The sequence below is a fragment of the Streptomyces sp. TBY4 genome (genome assembly GCF_024213195.1).
Taxonomy (GTDB): domain Bacteria; phylum Actinomycetota; class Actinomycetes; order Streptomycetales; family Streptomycetaceae; genus Streptomyces.
Genome location: NZ_JANAVF010000011.1, coordinates 222,359 through 234,650, shown reverse-complemented (window position 1 = coordinate 234,650; position 12,292 = coordinate 222,359). Strand labels below are relative to the sequence as shown.

Here is a 12,292-nt window from a genome sequence, read left to right as displayed (position 1 = left end):
TCTCGTCCCGGGCCGCGCCCCGGGGGCTACCGTGGCCCCCATGATTGATGTACGCCGAGGCGCCGACCGGTACGAGGGCGGGGACGCCGACGCAGCGGAGGGCGCCGCCACCGGGATCACCACCCGGCACGCCTTCTCCTTCGGCCCGCACTACGACCCGGACAACCTGCGGTTCGGCCCGGTCCTGGCGTGCAACGAGGAGATCCTCGCCCCCGGCGCCGGTTTCGACGAGCATCCCCACAGCCACACCGAGATCGTGACCTGGGTGGCCGAGGGCGAGCTCACCCACCGGGACGCCACCGGCGCCGCCACCCTGGTGCGGCCGGGGGACGTGCAGCACCTCGCCGCGGCGTCCGGGACCCGGCACGTGGAACGCAACGACGGCCCCGGCCCGCTGCGCTTCGTCCAGATGTGGCTGGCCCCGGCCGGTCCGGCCGGGGAGCCCTCGTACACCCTGGTCCGGGGGATCGCCGACAGCACGCCCTACGCCGTGCCCGCGGCCGGGGCCGTGCTCCACGTACGCCGTCCGGGCGCGGGCGAGCGGATCTCCGTACCGGCCGCCGGGCAGGCGTACCTGCACGTCGTACGGGGGGACCTGCGGCTGGACGGGACGGCCGCCGGGGAGGACGAGGAGCTGAGCCCCGGGGACTCGGCGCGGATCAGTGGCGAGCCTGAGCTCGAACTGGTCGCCGGATCGCCCTCCGAGGTGCTGATCTGGGAGTTCCCGTAGCCGGTGGCCCCGGGGGCCTCAGCGGGTCCGGAGCTCGGCGAGGACCGCGTCGGTGAACGGCGGCCAGGCCTCGACCGCCCACGGCCCGAAGGCGCGGTCGGTCAGCGCCACGCAGGCGGCGCGGGCGTCGGGATCCACCCACAGGAAGGTCCCGGACTGCCCGAAGTGCCCGAAGGTTCGCGGCGAGGAGCCGGCGCCGGTCCAGTGCGGGGCCTTCCCGTCGCGGATCTCCATGCCGAGCCCCCAGTCGTTGGGGGACTGGTGGCCGTAGCCGGGCAGGACGCCCTTGAGCCCGGGGTGCACCACGGAGGTGGCCTCCGCGACGGTGCGCACGTCCAGCAGGCGGGGCTGCTGGAGCTCGGCGGCGAAGCGCAGCAGGTCGGAGACGGTGGAGACGCCGTCCTTCGCGGGAGAGCCCTCCAGGCTGCTCGACGCCATGCCCAGCGGCTCGAAGACGGCCTCGGCGAGGTACGCGGCGAAGGGGATCCCGGTGGCCTTGGCGATGTGGTCGCCGAGCACCTCGAAACCGGCGTTCGAGTACAGCCTGCGCTCCCCGGGCGGGGCCGTCACGCGGTGCTCGTCGAAGGCCAGGCCGCTGGTGTGGGCGAGCAGGTGGCGGATCGTGGACCCGTCGGGCCCGGCCGCCTCGTCCAGCTCGATCGCGCCCTCCTCGTAGGCGACGAGGGCGGCGTAGGCGGTGAGCGGCTTGGTCACGGAGGCCAGCGGGAAGCGGTGGTCCACCGGGCCGTGCGTGCCGAGCACGGTCCCGTCGGCGCGGACGACGGCCGCGGCGGCGGTCGGAACCGGCCAGTTCTCGATGATGCGCAGACTCTGCAAGCTCTCCATGCGGCCGAGCGTACTTGCTTGGAGTGCACTCCAGGGATTTAGCGTGGGGCCATGAGCCCGACCCAGACGCCCCTGCAGACGCGGACCCGGTACACGATCAGCGAGGTCGAGGCGCGGACCGGTCTGACCCAGCACACCTTGCGCTGGTACGAGCGGATCGGCCTCATGCCGCACGTGGACCGCTCGCACTCGGGGCAGCGGCGGTTCACCGACAAGGACCTCGAATGGCTGGGCTTCGTCGGCAAGTTGCGGGCCACCGGAATGTCGGTGGCGGACATGGTCCGGTACGCGGAACTCGTCCGCGAGGGCCCGCACACGGCCGCCGACCGGCGCGCCCTGCTGGAGCGCACGCGGGACGAGGTGCGGACGCGGATCGCCGAACTGACGGACGCGCTCGCCGTACTGGACTACAAGATCGACACGTATGCGATGTGCATCGACGTCGCGGGAGAGGAGGACCGGACATGACCGGGAACACGGCGGGGATCGAGCAGGTCGAACTGGGCGGGGGAGGCCCGCTGGTGGGAGTCCAGGGCCTCGGCTGCATGGGCATGAGCGAGTTCTACGGGGACACGGACGAGGCGGCCGCCCGGCAGACCCTGGACGCGGCGCTGGACGCCGGGGTCACCCTCTTCGACACCGCCGACGTCTACGGGCGGGGCGCCAACGAGGAGTTCCTCGCGCCGTTCGTGGCCGCGCACCGGGACCGGATCACCCTCGCCACGAAGTTCGCCATCGAGCGGACGGACGATCCGCTCTACCGGGGGGTCCGCAACGACCGCGCGTACGTGCGGCGGTCGGTGGAGGACAGCCTGCGGCGGCTGGGCACGGACGTGATCGACCTCTACTACATGCACCGGCGCGATCCGGAGGTTCCGCTCGCCGAGTCGGTGGGCGCGATGGCGGAGCTGGTGCGGGAGGGCAAGGTGCGCCACCTCGGGCTCAGCGAGGTGACCGGCGCCGAGCTGCGCGAGGCGCACGCGGTGCACCCGATCGCGGCGCTCCAGTCGGAGTGGTCGCTGTTCAGCCGGGACGTGGAGCACAGCGCGGTGGGCGCGGCGGCGGAGCTGGGCGTGGCCTTCGTGCCGTACTCCCCGCTCGGGCGCGGCTTCCTGACCGGGGCCTTCGCCGACGCGTCGGCGGAGCTGACGGCCGATGACTTCCGGCAGTACCAGCCCCGGTTCACCGGGGACAACGCGAAGAAGAACGGGGCGCTGCTGGCCCCGGTACGGGAGATCGCGGCGGCGCGCGGGGCCACCCCGGCGCAGATCGCCCTGGCGTGGGTGCAGCAGCGGGCGGCCGTGCACGGCCTGGCGGTCGTCCCGATCCCGGGCACCCGCAAGCCGTCCCGCCTCGCGGAGAACACGGCGGCGACCCGCATCACCCTGACGGACGCGGAACTGTCCCTCCTGGAGCCGATCGCGGCGGCGGTGGCGGGCGACCGCTACCCGGACATGAGCCTGACCTCGGCGGCGCGCGAGTAGATCAGCCCCGCCGGCGTTCGAGGCGCGGGGTCCGGGGCGGAGCCCCGGGGAACGGCGGAAGGGTGAGTAGGGGGCGGCCCCGCAGGGGTCAGGCCCCGGCCGTGAAGCGGTCCCGCAGGGCCCGGTACTCGGCGTCCGTGAGGAGCCCGGCATCGTGCAGCTCGGCGAGGTGCTGGATCCGCTCCCAGGACCGCTGCGGGGGCACGGAGGCGACGGGGCTGCGTGCCCGCAGGGCAGCGAGCACGGCCGCCGCGAACGGCAGTGACTCGTGCACGGCCCCGTGCCCCACGCCGAAGACCGCGGAGGCCAGGTCGTGGTCGGGCCGGGGATCGCCGGCCCCCTCGCGGGGCAGCAGCCGCAGGTGCCCGCCGGACCGTTCGGGGGAGTGCCAGACCAGCCCGGCGAGGGCCGCCAGCGGGTACCGCTGGTCACCCGCCTTCCACTTGGTGCCGGTGGCCCCGGTGCGCGACCAGTGGAAGGTGACGGCGCCGCCGTCGAGGACGAGCCGGGCGTCGTACGCCTTCAGGGTGGCCGGCGGCTCCGCGGCGGAGACGAGGAACCGCCCGGCGGGCCCGGCGGGGCCCAGCCGTTCGCGCAGGGCCCCGGCGAAGGCCTCGGCCCGCCCGCGCCCGGCGCCGCCCCCGGGAACCACCAGCCGGTACGGATCGCAGGCTTCCCGCAGCTGCCCGGCCGCGGCCTCCATCAGCGGATCCGCGCCGGCGCGCACGCGGGCGCGCAGCACCAGGGTGTCCCGCCGTCCCGCGGCCAGGTCCACCCCGGACAACGCTTCCAGGGGAATCCGCCGTTCGCCCAGGGCGTGCCAGAGTCTGGGCGTTCGGATCCCCCGTGCGAAGCGGATGATGAGCGAGTTCGTGGTGCGGTCGAACTCCCAGACGGCATGGTTTCCGGCCAGAGCGTCACCCATGCGGCACATCGTAAAGGGACGCACCCCCGTGCGTCCCCCTGCTGTGAGGTCCGATTTCGGGTCGGCGGGGCGGGTCAGGGACCGTCCGGCCCGGATGTTCCGCGCCGGCAGGTGTCGTCCCCGGTGGCGCACACCGTGGAACCGAACGCACCGGTTCCGATTTCGGCGAAGTTGTCCAGGGATTCGGTCCCTGGCTCGAAGTAGCCGGTGTGGCCCTTGGCTCCGGCCGCCGACAGGACCCGCGCGCCGAACTCCGAGGAGACCGGATCCGCGCCGTGGCCGAGGCCCCCGAACTCCAGGTGCGGCACGTCGGCGATCCAGTCGCCGGCGTCCCGCATCGCCCACACCCGCGCGGAGGTGCCCAGTTCGGCCGCGTTCCCGGCGCGCATGCCGGGGCTGCCCGCCACCACGATGTCCGTGACCCGGGACGGCAGTTCGTGCGCCGCCACCCCGCACACCACCGAACCGTAGCTGTGGCAGAACAGCGCCACGCTCGCCCGCCCGGGCAGCCCGGAGGTCAGCGAGCGCAGCCGGGCGGCGCCGTCCACGGCCAGCCGTCCGGTGGCCGCGTCCATGCCGACCCCGGTCGGGGCGGTGTAGCCGGCCCAGGCGATGACCGCGGTCCGGCCGGCCGGGGCGGCCGCGCGCTCGGCCTCGTACAGGGACTGCGCCATGCCGGCGGGGGCGGTCAGCCGGCGCACCGTGCGCTCGAAGGTGATCGCGTCGGTGTCGACGCCGGGGACGACCACCGAGATCCGGCGGGCCTCGCCGAGGTTGCCGAAGACCTCGGCGACGAGGCCGCCGCCGGTGGGGTCGAAGACGAGGATCTGCCGGCCGGGCTCGGCGAGGGACGCGAAGCGGTGGGCGCGGCGGGCGGCGGTGGCGCGGTCGGAGGGGGCCAGCGTGATGTCGTGCGCGCGGGCGTCCTCGACCCGGGTCGCCTGCTGGAGGGCCATCCGGTTGGCCCGGTAGCGGACGCCGGGCGGCACGCCGTCGAGATTGCCGACCACCAGCGGGTGTCCCTCGGCGAGCCGGGCGCGCTGGGCGCCGTCGAGGCTCGCGAAGAAGCGTTCCACCACGGGTGCCGGGGCGTCCGCGGCGGGCAGGGCCCGGCCGTCGAAGCGCGAAGACGCCCAGGACGCGAGCGCGGCCTGGCGCGGGGACGGCTCGTCCGCCGGCCGGTACACGGCCGTCCAGCCCGTGGTCGCGAGCATCAGGAAGACCACCGTCAGCGCGAGCAGGGCGCGCAGGGCGGCCGGGCGCGCGGGGGCGTCGGCGGAGTGGGCGGGGGCGGGGCCGGACAGGTTCACTGCGCTCAGCGTAGGAGACCTTCGGGGGAGCCTGCGCGCCGGGTGACGGGAGTCACCGCCGGCGCCAGTCGGCGGCCAGTGCCGGGCCGATCTGGTCGAGGTAGGCCTCGGTCATGCGCCGGATGGTGTCGACGCCGGTGTCCTCGCCCTGTCCCCACAGCCGGCCGGTGACGCGCATCACGCCGGTGAACGCGGCGACGGCCACCCGCGGGCGCGGGTCGGCGTCCACGTCCAGGCCCTCGCGCTCGGCGAGCAGCCGGGCGATCCGCTCCTCCAGCTCGGTCGAGCGGCGCAGGTGCACGGCGAGCAGGGCCGGGGTGGACTCGATCAGCCGGTAGCTGCGCATGTAGAGGTCGATGGGCACCAGGTCCGAGATGGCCTCTTCGACGGTGTCCCAGGCGGCGAGGACGGCCGAGCGCATCGCCTCGAAGGGGCCCTCGGCGGGCGGGCGGGCCTGGAGCGCCGCGAAGAAGTGCGATTCGACCAGGTCCTGGACGGCGAAGGCGACCTCTTCCTTGTTGGCGAAGTACCGGAAGAAGGTGCGCTGGGAGACGTCCACGGCGTCGGTGATCTCGTCGACGGTGGTCTCTTCGTACCCCTGGGCGATGAAGAGGAGGAGGGCCGCGCGCAGCAGGGCGTCGCGCGTGCGCCGCTTCTTGCGCTCGCGCAGTCCGGCCGGCGGTGCGGACGCGGGGCGCTGATCGGTCATCACGGCGGTCAGGGTACCTGTGACCGACCTGACAGAGGCTGTCTGACGAACCGGTCTGTGAAGTGTCAGTCGCTGTCACTAATCTGTCCGCATGACTAGTCAGATCACCGTCGACGGCGGGGACACGCCCTCGCTCACCAAGGAAACGGGCCCCGCACCGGTTCGCACGGGCCTCCGGGGCCACCCGTGGCTCACCCTGTTCGCCGTCGCGATCGGCGTCATGATGGTCACCCTCGACGGCACGATCGTCGCCGTCGCCAACCCGGCCATCCAGAAGGACCTCGGCGCCTCGCTCGCCGAGGTCCAGTGGATCACCAACGGCTACCTGCTCGCCCTCGCCGTCTCCCTCATCACCGCGGGCAAGCTCGGCGACCGCTTCGGCCACCGCCAGACCTTCCTCATCGGCATCGCCGGCTTCGCCGTCTCCTCGGCGGCCATCGGCCTCTCCACCGGAGTCGAGCTCGTCATCGCCTTCCGCGTCGCGCAGGGCGTCTTCGGGGCGCTGCTGATGCCCGCCGCGCTGGGCCTGCTGCGCGCGACCTTCCCGGCCGAGAAGCTCAACATGGCCATCGGCATCTGGGGCATGGTCATCGGTGCCTCGACCGCCGCCGGGCCGATCGTCGGCGGCCTGCTCGTCGAGAACGTGAGCTGGCAGTCCGTCTTCTTCATCAACGTTCCGGTCGGCGTCCTCGCGCTCGCCTTCGGCCTGTTCATCCTGGTCGACCACCGGGCCGAGAACGCCCCGCGCTCCTTCGACGTCCCCGGCATCCTGCTCCTGTCGGCCGGTATGTTCTCGCTGATCTGGGCGCTGATCAAGGCCTCGGAATGGGGCTGGGGGGACACCAGGACCCTCGCCTTCCTCGGCGGGTCCGTGCTGTGCTTCGTGGCCTTCGCCCTCTGGGAGAACCGCGTCTCCGAGCCGCTGATCCCGCTCGGGATGTTCCGCTCGCTGCCGCTGTCCGCGGGCACGGTGCTGATGGTCCTGATGGCCTTCGCCTTCATGGGCGGGCTGTTCTTCGTCACCTTCTACCTGCAGAACGTCCACGGCATGAGCCCCGTCGACAGCGGACTGCACCTGCTGCCGCTGACCGGCATGATGATCGTCGGATCGCCCCTGGCGGGCATCGCCATCACCAAGGTCGGCCCGCGGCTGCCGCTCGTCGCCGGCATGGTCGCCACGGCCGTCGCCTGCTTCGGGATGGCCCGGCTGACCCCGGACACCGCCACCCTCACCATGTCGCTCTGGTTCGCCCTGATGGGCCTCGGGCTCGCCCCCGTCATGGTCGGAGCCACCGAGGTCATCGTCGGCAACGCCCCGCTGGAGCTCTCGGGCGTGGCCGGCGGTCTCCAGCAGGCCGCCATGCAGGTCGGCGGCAGCCTGGGCACCGCCGTGCTCGGCGCCGTCATGGCGAGCAAGGTCGGCAGCGTCTTCGGGGACAACTGGGCCGGGGCCGGACTGCCGCCGCTCACCCCGGAGCAGGCGGACCTCGCGGAGAAGGGCATCCAGGTCGGCATCTCCCCGGTCCCGCCGGGCGCGCCGGAGCAGCTCGCGCAGACCATCACGGGGGTCGCGCACGACACGTTCGTGTCAGGGATGAGCACGGCCTTCACCGTCGCGGGCGTGGTCGCGGTGCTCGCCGCGGTCGTGGCCGGCTTCACGAAGCGCGGCGAGAACGCGGCGGCGGGCGCGGGCGCGGCCCACATCTAGCCCCGCGCAGCCCGCACACGGCCCCGCCCCGGCGGCCGGACGCGCACAGGGTCCCGCTGGCTCTGTGCCGCCGGCCGCGCGGCCGGCGGCGGCCCCGGAGGCGTCAACTCCGGGGCCCAGGCAGCCCCGCCGGACGGTTCCGGCGGGGCTGTCGCCTATCAGGGTGGACCCGCCCCCGGCCCCTTCCGCCGGGACGTCCGCGCAGGTCAGCGTGGTGCCGACGGAGCTTCGGAAACGGTCCGGGGCCCGTACGTCCACCAGGAGTTGACCCGTCATGCGTACGTGGAACACCACTTTCTCCGGTCGCACCGCCGCCGCCGCCACCGTCCTCGCCGCCACCCTGTTGATCCCGGGCACTGCCGAATCGGCCCACGCGGCGGGCCCTGCCCAGGCCCGTACGGCCGCCGTGCAGGCGCCGTCCCAGGCCGAGGCACGGGCCCGGGCCGACGCACCCGTTCCCGCACGGGGATCCGCACGGGGATCCGGGCGGACGAAGGGGCGGGCGGCCGGGCCGCCGACGCTCGGGGCCTGCGCCACGGGGCAGCTGTGCTTCTGGGCGAAGCCCGAGTTCAAGGGCGCGCGCACGACCCACGAGCTGAGCACCCTCGACATCAACAGCTGCACCGCCCTGCCCGCAGGGACCACCGCCCAGTCCCTCACCAACAGGACCGGCCGCCCCGTCACCACCTACCAGTCGGCGGAGTGCGCCGAGACCGGCGAGTTCCAGACCTACCCGGGCGACGGGGTGTGGCTGCCCCAGTCGCCCTACCAGGTCAGGGCGTTCAAGGTGTGGGAGCGCTGACGGCGCCGCCCGCCGGGGCGGCCGGGGCGGGAACGCCCGCGCCCACCGCCCCGGCGGGAGCCGCCCCGCCGAGCCGGGCGACCTCGGCACGCAGCGCCCGTACCTCCTGCGTCAGTTCGGAGATCGCCGCCGTCTGGGCGCGCTCCACCAGGTCGTCGCGTTCGAAGCGGGAGATGAACCAGGCCGCGATGTTGGCGGTCACCACACCCAGCAGCGCGATCCCGGACAGCATCAGCCCCACCGCCAGGAGCCGTCCGAGTCCGGTGGTGGGGGAGTGGTCCCCGTAGCCGACCGTCGTCATCGTGGTCACCGACCACCACAGGGCGTCCCCGAGGTTCCTGATGTTGCCGTCGGGGGCGTCCCGCTCCACGCTCAGCACCGCCAGCGAGCCGAACATCAGCAGCCCGACCACCGAGCCCGCCACGTACGTGGTGAGCCGGATCTGCGGGGCCATCCGGGCCCGCCGGCCCATCAGCATCAGGGTGGCGACCACCCGCAGCAGCCGCAGCGGCTGGATCATCGGCAGCACCACCGCCGCCAGGTCCAGCCAGTGGGTCCGTACGAAGGCCCGCTTCGAGTCCGCCAGGCCGAGCCGCACCAGGTAGTCGGCGGCGAAGGTGGCCCACACCACCCACTCGGCGTGCCTGCAGGCGTCGTGCACCGCCGGGCTCGCGTCGGGCAGGACGATGGGCACCGCGTAGGCCACGGCGAAGCCCAGGGCGAGCACCAGCAGCGGCGTCTGCGTCCGGCGCTCCCACCGGGCCTGGGGAGAGGGTTCCTTCATGCGCAGCATCGTAAAGAACGCGTAAGGGGCTCCGGGACAGGAGTCCCGGAGCCCCTTGCGGAAGGGTGACCGCTACGCGTCGCCGCCGGCCGCGCCCGGGTCGGCCGCCCGGACGTCCAGCAGCTGGTACCGGTCGATCGCCTGCTTCAGCGCCGAACGGTCGATCTTGCCCTCCTTGGCCAGCTCGGTCAGCACCGAGAGGACCACCGACTGCGCGTCGATGTGGAAGAAGCGCCGGGCCGCGCCCCGCGTGTCCGCGAAGCCGAAGCCGTCCGCGCCCAGCGAGGTGTACGTGCCGGGCACCCAGCGCGAGATCTGGTCCGGGACCGCCCGCATCCAGTCGGAGACCGCCACGAACGGGCCCTCGGCACCGGACAGCTTGCTCGTCACGTACGGGACGCGCTGCTCCTCCTCCGGGTGGAGCAGGTTGTGCTCCTCCACGGCGACGGCCTCGCGGCGCAGCTCGTTCCAGGAGGTCGCCGACCAGACGTCCGCCTTCACGTTCCACTCGGCGGCCAGGATCCGCTGCGCCTCCAGCGCCCACGGCACCGCCACGCCCGAGGCCATGATCTGCGCCCCGATGCTGCCGGCCGTGCCCTCCGAGACCCGGTGGATGCCCTTCAGGATCCCGTCCACGTCCACACCGGCCGGCTCGGCCGGGTGCTGGATCGGCTCGTTGTAGACCGTCAGGTAGTAGAAGACGTCCTCGGCGTCGGGCCCGTACATCCGGCGCAGACCGTCCTTGACGATGTGCGCGATCTCGTACCCGTACGCCGGGTCGTACGCCACACAGCCCGGGTTGGTCGAGGCCAGCAGCTGGGAGTGACCGTCGGCGTGCTGGAGGCCCTCACCCGTCAGGGTGGTCCGTCCGGCGGTCGCTCCGAGGACGAAACCGCGCGCCAGCTGGTCCGCCATCTGCCAGAACTGGTCACCCGTGCGCTGGAAACCGAACATCGAGTAGAAGACGTAGACCGGGATCAGCGGCTCGCCGTGCGTCGCGTACGCCGAACCCGCGGCGATCAGCGAGGCCGTGCAGCCCGCCTCCGAGATGCCGTCGTGCAGCATCTGGCCGGTCGGGGACTCCTTGTACGCGAGCAGCAGGTCGCGGTCGACCGCCTCGTACTGCTGGCCCAGCGGGTTGTAGATCTTGGCGCTCGGGAAGAACGCGTCCATGCCGAAGGTGCGGTACTCGTCGGGGGCGATCAGCACGAAGCGCTTGCCGATCTCCTTGTCCCGCATCAGGTCCTTCAGAATGCGGACGAAGGCCATGGTGGTGGCGATCGACTGCTGGCCGGAGCCCTTCTTGGCGGCCGCGTACGTGGCGTCGCCCGGCAGCTGCAGCGGCTTCGCGCGCACCACGCGGGTCGGCACGTAGCCGCCCAGCGCGCTGCGGCGGTCGTGCATGTACTGGATCTCGGGGGAGTTGCGGCCCGGGTGGTAGTACGGCGGCGCGCCGTCCTCCAGCTGGGCGTCCGTGATCGGGATGTGCAGGCGGTCGCGGAAGCGCTTGAGGTCGTCGGCCGTCAGCTTCTTCATCTGGTGGGTCGCGTTGCGGCCCTCGAAGTTCGGGCCCAGGGTCCAGCCCTTGACCGTCTGCGCCAGGATGACCGTCGGCTGGCCCTTGTGGGCCTTGGCCGCCGCGTACGCCGCGTAGACCTTCTTGTGGTCGTGGCCGCCGCGGCCCAGGTGCTGGATCTGCTGGTCGGACATGTTCTCGACCATCGCGCGCAGCCGGTGGTCGCCGCCGAAGAAGTGCTCGCGGATGTACGCGCCCGTCTCGGTGGCGTACGTCTGGAACTGGCCGTCCGGGGTGGTGTTCAGCTTGTTGACCAGGATGCCGTCGCGGTCCTGGGCCAGCAGCGGGTCCCAGGAGCGGTCCCAGATCAGCTTGATGACGTTCCAGCCGGCGCCGCGGAACTGCGACTCCAGCTCCTGCATGATCTTGCCGTTGCCGCGGACCGGGCCGTCGAGGCGCTGCAGGTTGCAGTTGACGACGAAGGTCAGGTTGTCGAGGTGCTCGCGGGCCGCGATGGAGAGCTGGCCGAGGGACTCGGGCTCGTCCATCTCGCCGTCACCGAGATACGCCCAAACGTGTGACTTGGAGGTGTCCGCGATCCCGCGGGCCTCCATGTACCGGTTCATCCGGGCCTGGTAGATCGCACCGAGCGGGCCGAGGCCCATCGAGACGGTCGGGAACTCCCAGAAGTCCGGCATGAGCCGCGGGTGCGGGTAGCTGGACAGGCCGTACGGGGCCTTCGACTTCTCCTGGCGGAACGCGTCGAGCTGCTGCTCGGAGAGCCGGTCCAGGAGGTAGGCGCGGGCGTAGATGCCGGGCGAGGCGTGGCCCTGGAAGAAGATCTGGTCGCCGCCGTCGCCCTCGTCCTTGCCCCGGAAGAAGTGGTTGAAGCCCACGTCGTAGAGGGAGGCGGAGGAGGCGAAGGTGGCGATGTGGCCGCCGACGCCGATCCCCGGGCGCTGGGCGCGCGAGACCATCACGGCGGCGTTCCAGCGGGTGGCGTTGAGGACCTTGCGCTCGATCTCCTCGTTGCCGGGGAAGAACGGCTCGTCCTTGGTGGCGATCGTGTTGACGTAGTCCGTGGAGCGCATCTCGGGCACGGCCACGCGCTTCTCACGGGCGCGCTCCATCAGCCGCAGCATCAGGTAGCGGGCACGCTCGCGGCCCCGCTCGTCGACGGCCGCGTCCAGGGAGTCGAGCCACTCCTGCGTCTCTTCCGGATCGAAGTCCGGTACCTGACTCGGCAGGCCACCAATGATGATCGGATTGCGATCGGATGCGGAAGCCACGCTGTTCCTTCGCTGTCGGGGGAGTCGTGCCTTGGGGTTCGCCGCCTCCCATGGTCTTACGCTCGGCAGAAATCGTCATCTTTACCGCTGGGTAATCCCTGGAGTGTGGAGGGATTGCGTCAGCTGTGGCGACGACAGCGCCCAAACCGCAACCTTACGCCCATGTCGATCAACCCCTTCGCAAGGCCG

11 protein-coding genes are annotated in these 12,292 nt (G+C 72.7%); 5 read left to right on the top strand and 6 right to left on the bottom strand.

Going from position 1 to position 12,292, the window contains the following annotated elements; all coding sequences use genetic code 11:
* Nucleotides 1-40: 40 nt before the first annotated feature.
* A complete protein-coding gene (locus NLX94_RS25715; protein ID WP_254385444.1) occupies nucleotides 41-730 on the top strand; it encodes a pirin family protein in 690 nt (229 codons plus the stop codon).
* Nucleotides 731-748: 18 nt separating this feature from the next.
* On the opposite strand, the gene NLX94_RS25710 is transcribed toward NLX94_RS25715, so the two are convergent.
* Nucleotides 749-1,567 (bottom strand): serine hydrolase, encoded by an 819-nt coding sequence (locus NLX94_RS25710; protein WP_254385491.1) that lies wholly within the window; start codon nucleotides 1,565-1,567, stop codon nucleotides 749-751.
* 60 nt (nucleotides 1,568-1,627) lie between these two features.
* Here NLX94_RS25710 and NLX94_RS25705 point away from each other — a divergent pair, with 60 nt between their 5' ends.
* Both NLX94_RS25705 and NLX94_RS25700 read left to right on the top strand, forming a co-directional pair.
* On the top strand, nucleotides 1,628-2,044 hold the full coding sequence (locus NLX94_RS25705) for a MerR family transcriptional regulator (RefSeq protein WP_254385443.1): 417 nt from the start codon (nucleotides 1,628-1,630) through the stop codon (nucleotides 2,042-2,044).
* Entirely contained in the window at nucleotides 2,041-3,060 is a 1,020-nt protein-coding gene (locus tag NLX94_RS25700) for an aldo/keto reductase (protein WP_254385442.1), read from the top strand. The genes NLX94_RS25705 and NLX94_RS25700 overlap by 4 nt, the downstream gene beginning before the upstream one ends.
* Before the next feature lie 88 nt (nucleotides 3,061-3,148).
* On the opposite strand, the gene NLX94_RS25695 is transcribed toward NLX94_RS25700, so the two are convergent.
* The 3 genes from NLX94_RS25695 to NLX94_RS25685 all read right to left on the bottom strand — a co-directional run bounded on the left by NLX94_RS25695 (nucleotide 3,149) and on the right by NLX94_RS25685 (nucleotide 6,004).
* Nucleotides 3,149-3,985 carry a DUF4429 domain-containing protein gene (locus NLX94_RS25695; protein WP_254385441.1) on the bottom strand — a complete coding sequence of 279 codons (837 nt, stop codon included), beginning with the start codon at nucleotides 3,983-3,985 and terminating at the stop codon, nucleotides 3,149-3,151.
* 74 nt (nucleotides 3,986-4,059) lie between these two features.
* Nucleotides 4,060-5,199 carry an alpha/beta hydrolase gene (locus NLX94_RS25690; RefSeq protein ID WP_308402531.1) on the bottom strand — a complete coding sequence of 380 codons (1,140 nt, stop codon included), beginning with the start codon at nucleotides 5,197-5,199 and terminating at the stop codon, nucleotides 4,060-4,062.
* Between the two features lie 148 nt (nucleotides 5,200-5,347).
* On the bottom strand, nucleotides 5,348-6,004 hold the full coding sequence (locus NLX94_RS25685) for a TetR/AcrR family transcriptional regulator (RefSeq protein ID WP_254385489.1): 657 nt from the start codon (nucleotides 6,002-6,004) through the stop codon (nucleotides 5,348-5,350).
* 103 nt (nucleotides 6,005-6,107) lie between these two features.
* On the opposite strand from NLX94_RS25685, the gene NLX94_RS25680 reads away from it, so the two are divergent.
* Both NLX94_RS25680 and NLX94_RS25675 read left to right on the top strand, forming a co-directional pair.
* Nucleotides 6,108-7,712: an MFS transporter gene (locus NLX94_RS25680; RefSeq protein WP_374684024.1), complete on the top strand. Its 1,605-nt coding sequence runs from the start codon at nucleotides 6,108-6,110 to the stop codon at nucleotides 7,710-7,712.
* Nucleotides 7,713-7,986: 274 nt separating this feature from the next.
* Entirely contained in the window at nucleotides 7,987-8,514 is a 528-nt protein-coding gene (locus NLX94_RS25675) for a peptidase inhibitor family I36 protein (RefSeq protein WP_254385439.1), read from the top strand.
* Here the strand turns inward: NLX94_RS25675 and NLX94_RS25670 are convergent.
* Complete coding sequence (locus NLX94_RS25670; protein ID WP_254385437.1) at nucleotides 8,495-9,298, bottom strand: potassium channel family protein; 804 nt, start codon at nucleotides 9,296-9,298, stop codon at nucleotides 8,495-8,497. The two genes, NLX94_RS25675 and NLX94_RS25670, sit on opposite strands and share 20 nt — an antisense overlap.
* A 72-nt stretch (nucleotides 9,299-9,370) precedes the next feature.
* Complete coding sequence (gene aceE, locus NLX94_RS25665; protein WP_254385435.1) at nucleotides 9,371-12,103, bottom strand: pyruvate dehydrogenase (acetyl-transferring), homodimeric type; 2,733 nt, start codon at nucleotides 12,101-12,103, stop codon at nucleotides 9,371-9,373.
* Between the last annotated feature and the right edge of the window lie 189 nt (nucleotides 12,104-12,292).

What these genes read in the sequence shown, in the direction of transcription:
- NLX94_RS25700 (WP_254385442.1), top strand. Translation starts at nt 2,041, where the DNA reads ATGACCGGGAACACGGCGGGGATCGAGCAGGTCGAACTGGGCGGGGGA.
- NLX94_RS25685 (WP_254385489.1), bottom strand. Translation starts at nt 6,004, where the DNA reads ATGACCGATCAGCGCCCCGCGTCCGCACCGCCGGCCGGACTGCGCGAG.
- NLX94_RS25670 (WP_254385437.1), bottom strand. Translation starts at nt 9,298, where the DNA reads ATGAAGGAACCCTCTCCCCAGGCCCGGTGGGAGCGCCGGACGCAGACG.
- NLX94_RS25705 (WP_254385443.1), top strand. Translation starts at nt 1,628, where the DNA reads ATGAGCCCGACCCAGACGCCCCTGCAGACGCGGACCCGGTACACGATC.
- NLX94_RS25695 (WP_254385441.1), bottom strand. Translation starts at nt 3,985, where the DNA reads ATGGGTGACGCTCTGGCCGGAAACCATGCCGTCTGGGAGTTCGACCGC.
- NLX94_RS25690 (WP_308402531.1), bottom strand. Translation starts at nt 5,199, where the DNA reads ATGCTCGCGACCACGGGCTGGACGGCCGTGTACCGGCCGGCGGACGAG.
- NLX94_RS25675 (WP_254385439.1), top strand. Translation starts at nt 7,987, where the DNA reads ATGCGTACGTGGAACACCACTTTCTCCGGTCGCACCGCCGCCGCCGCC.
- NLX94_RS25715 (WP_254385444.1), top strand. Translation starts at nt 41, where the DNA reads ATGATTGATGTACGCCGAGGCGCCGACCGGTACGAGGGCGGGGACGCC.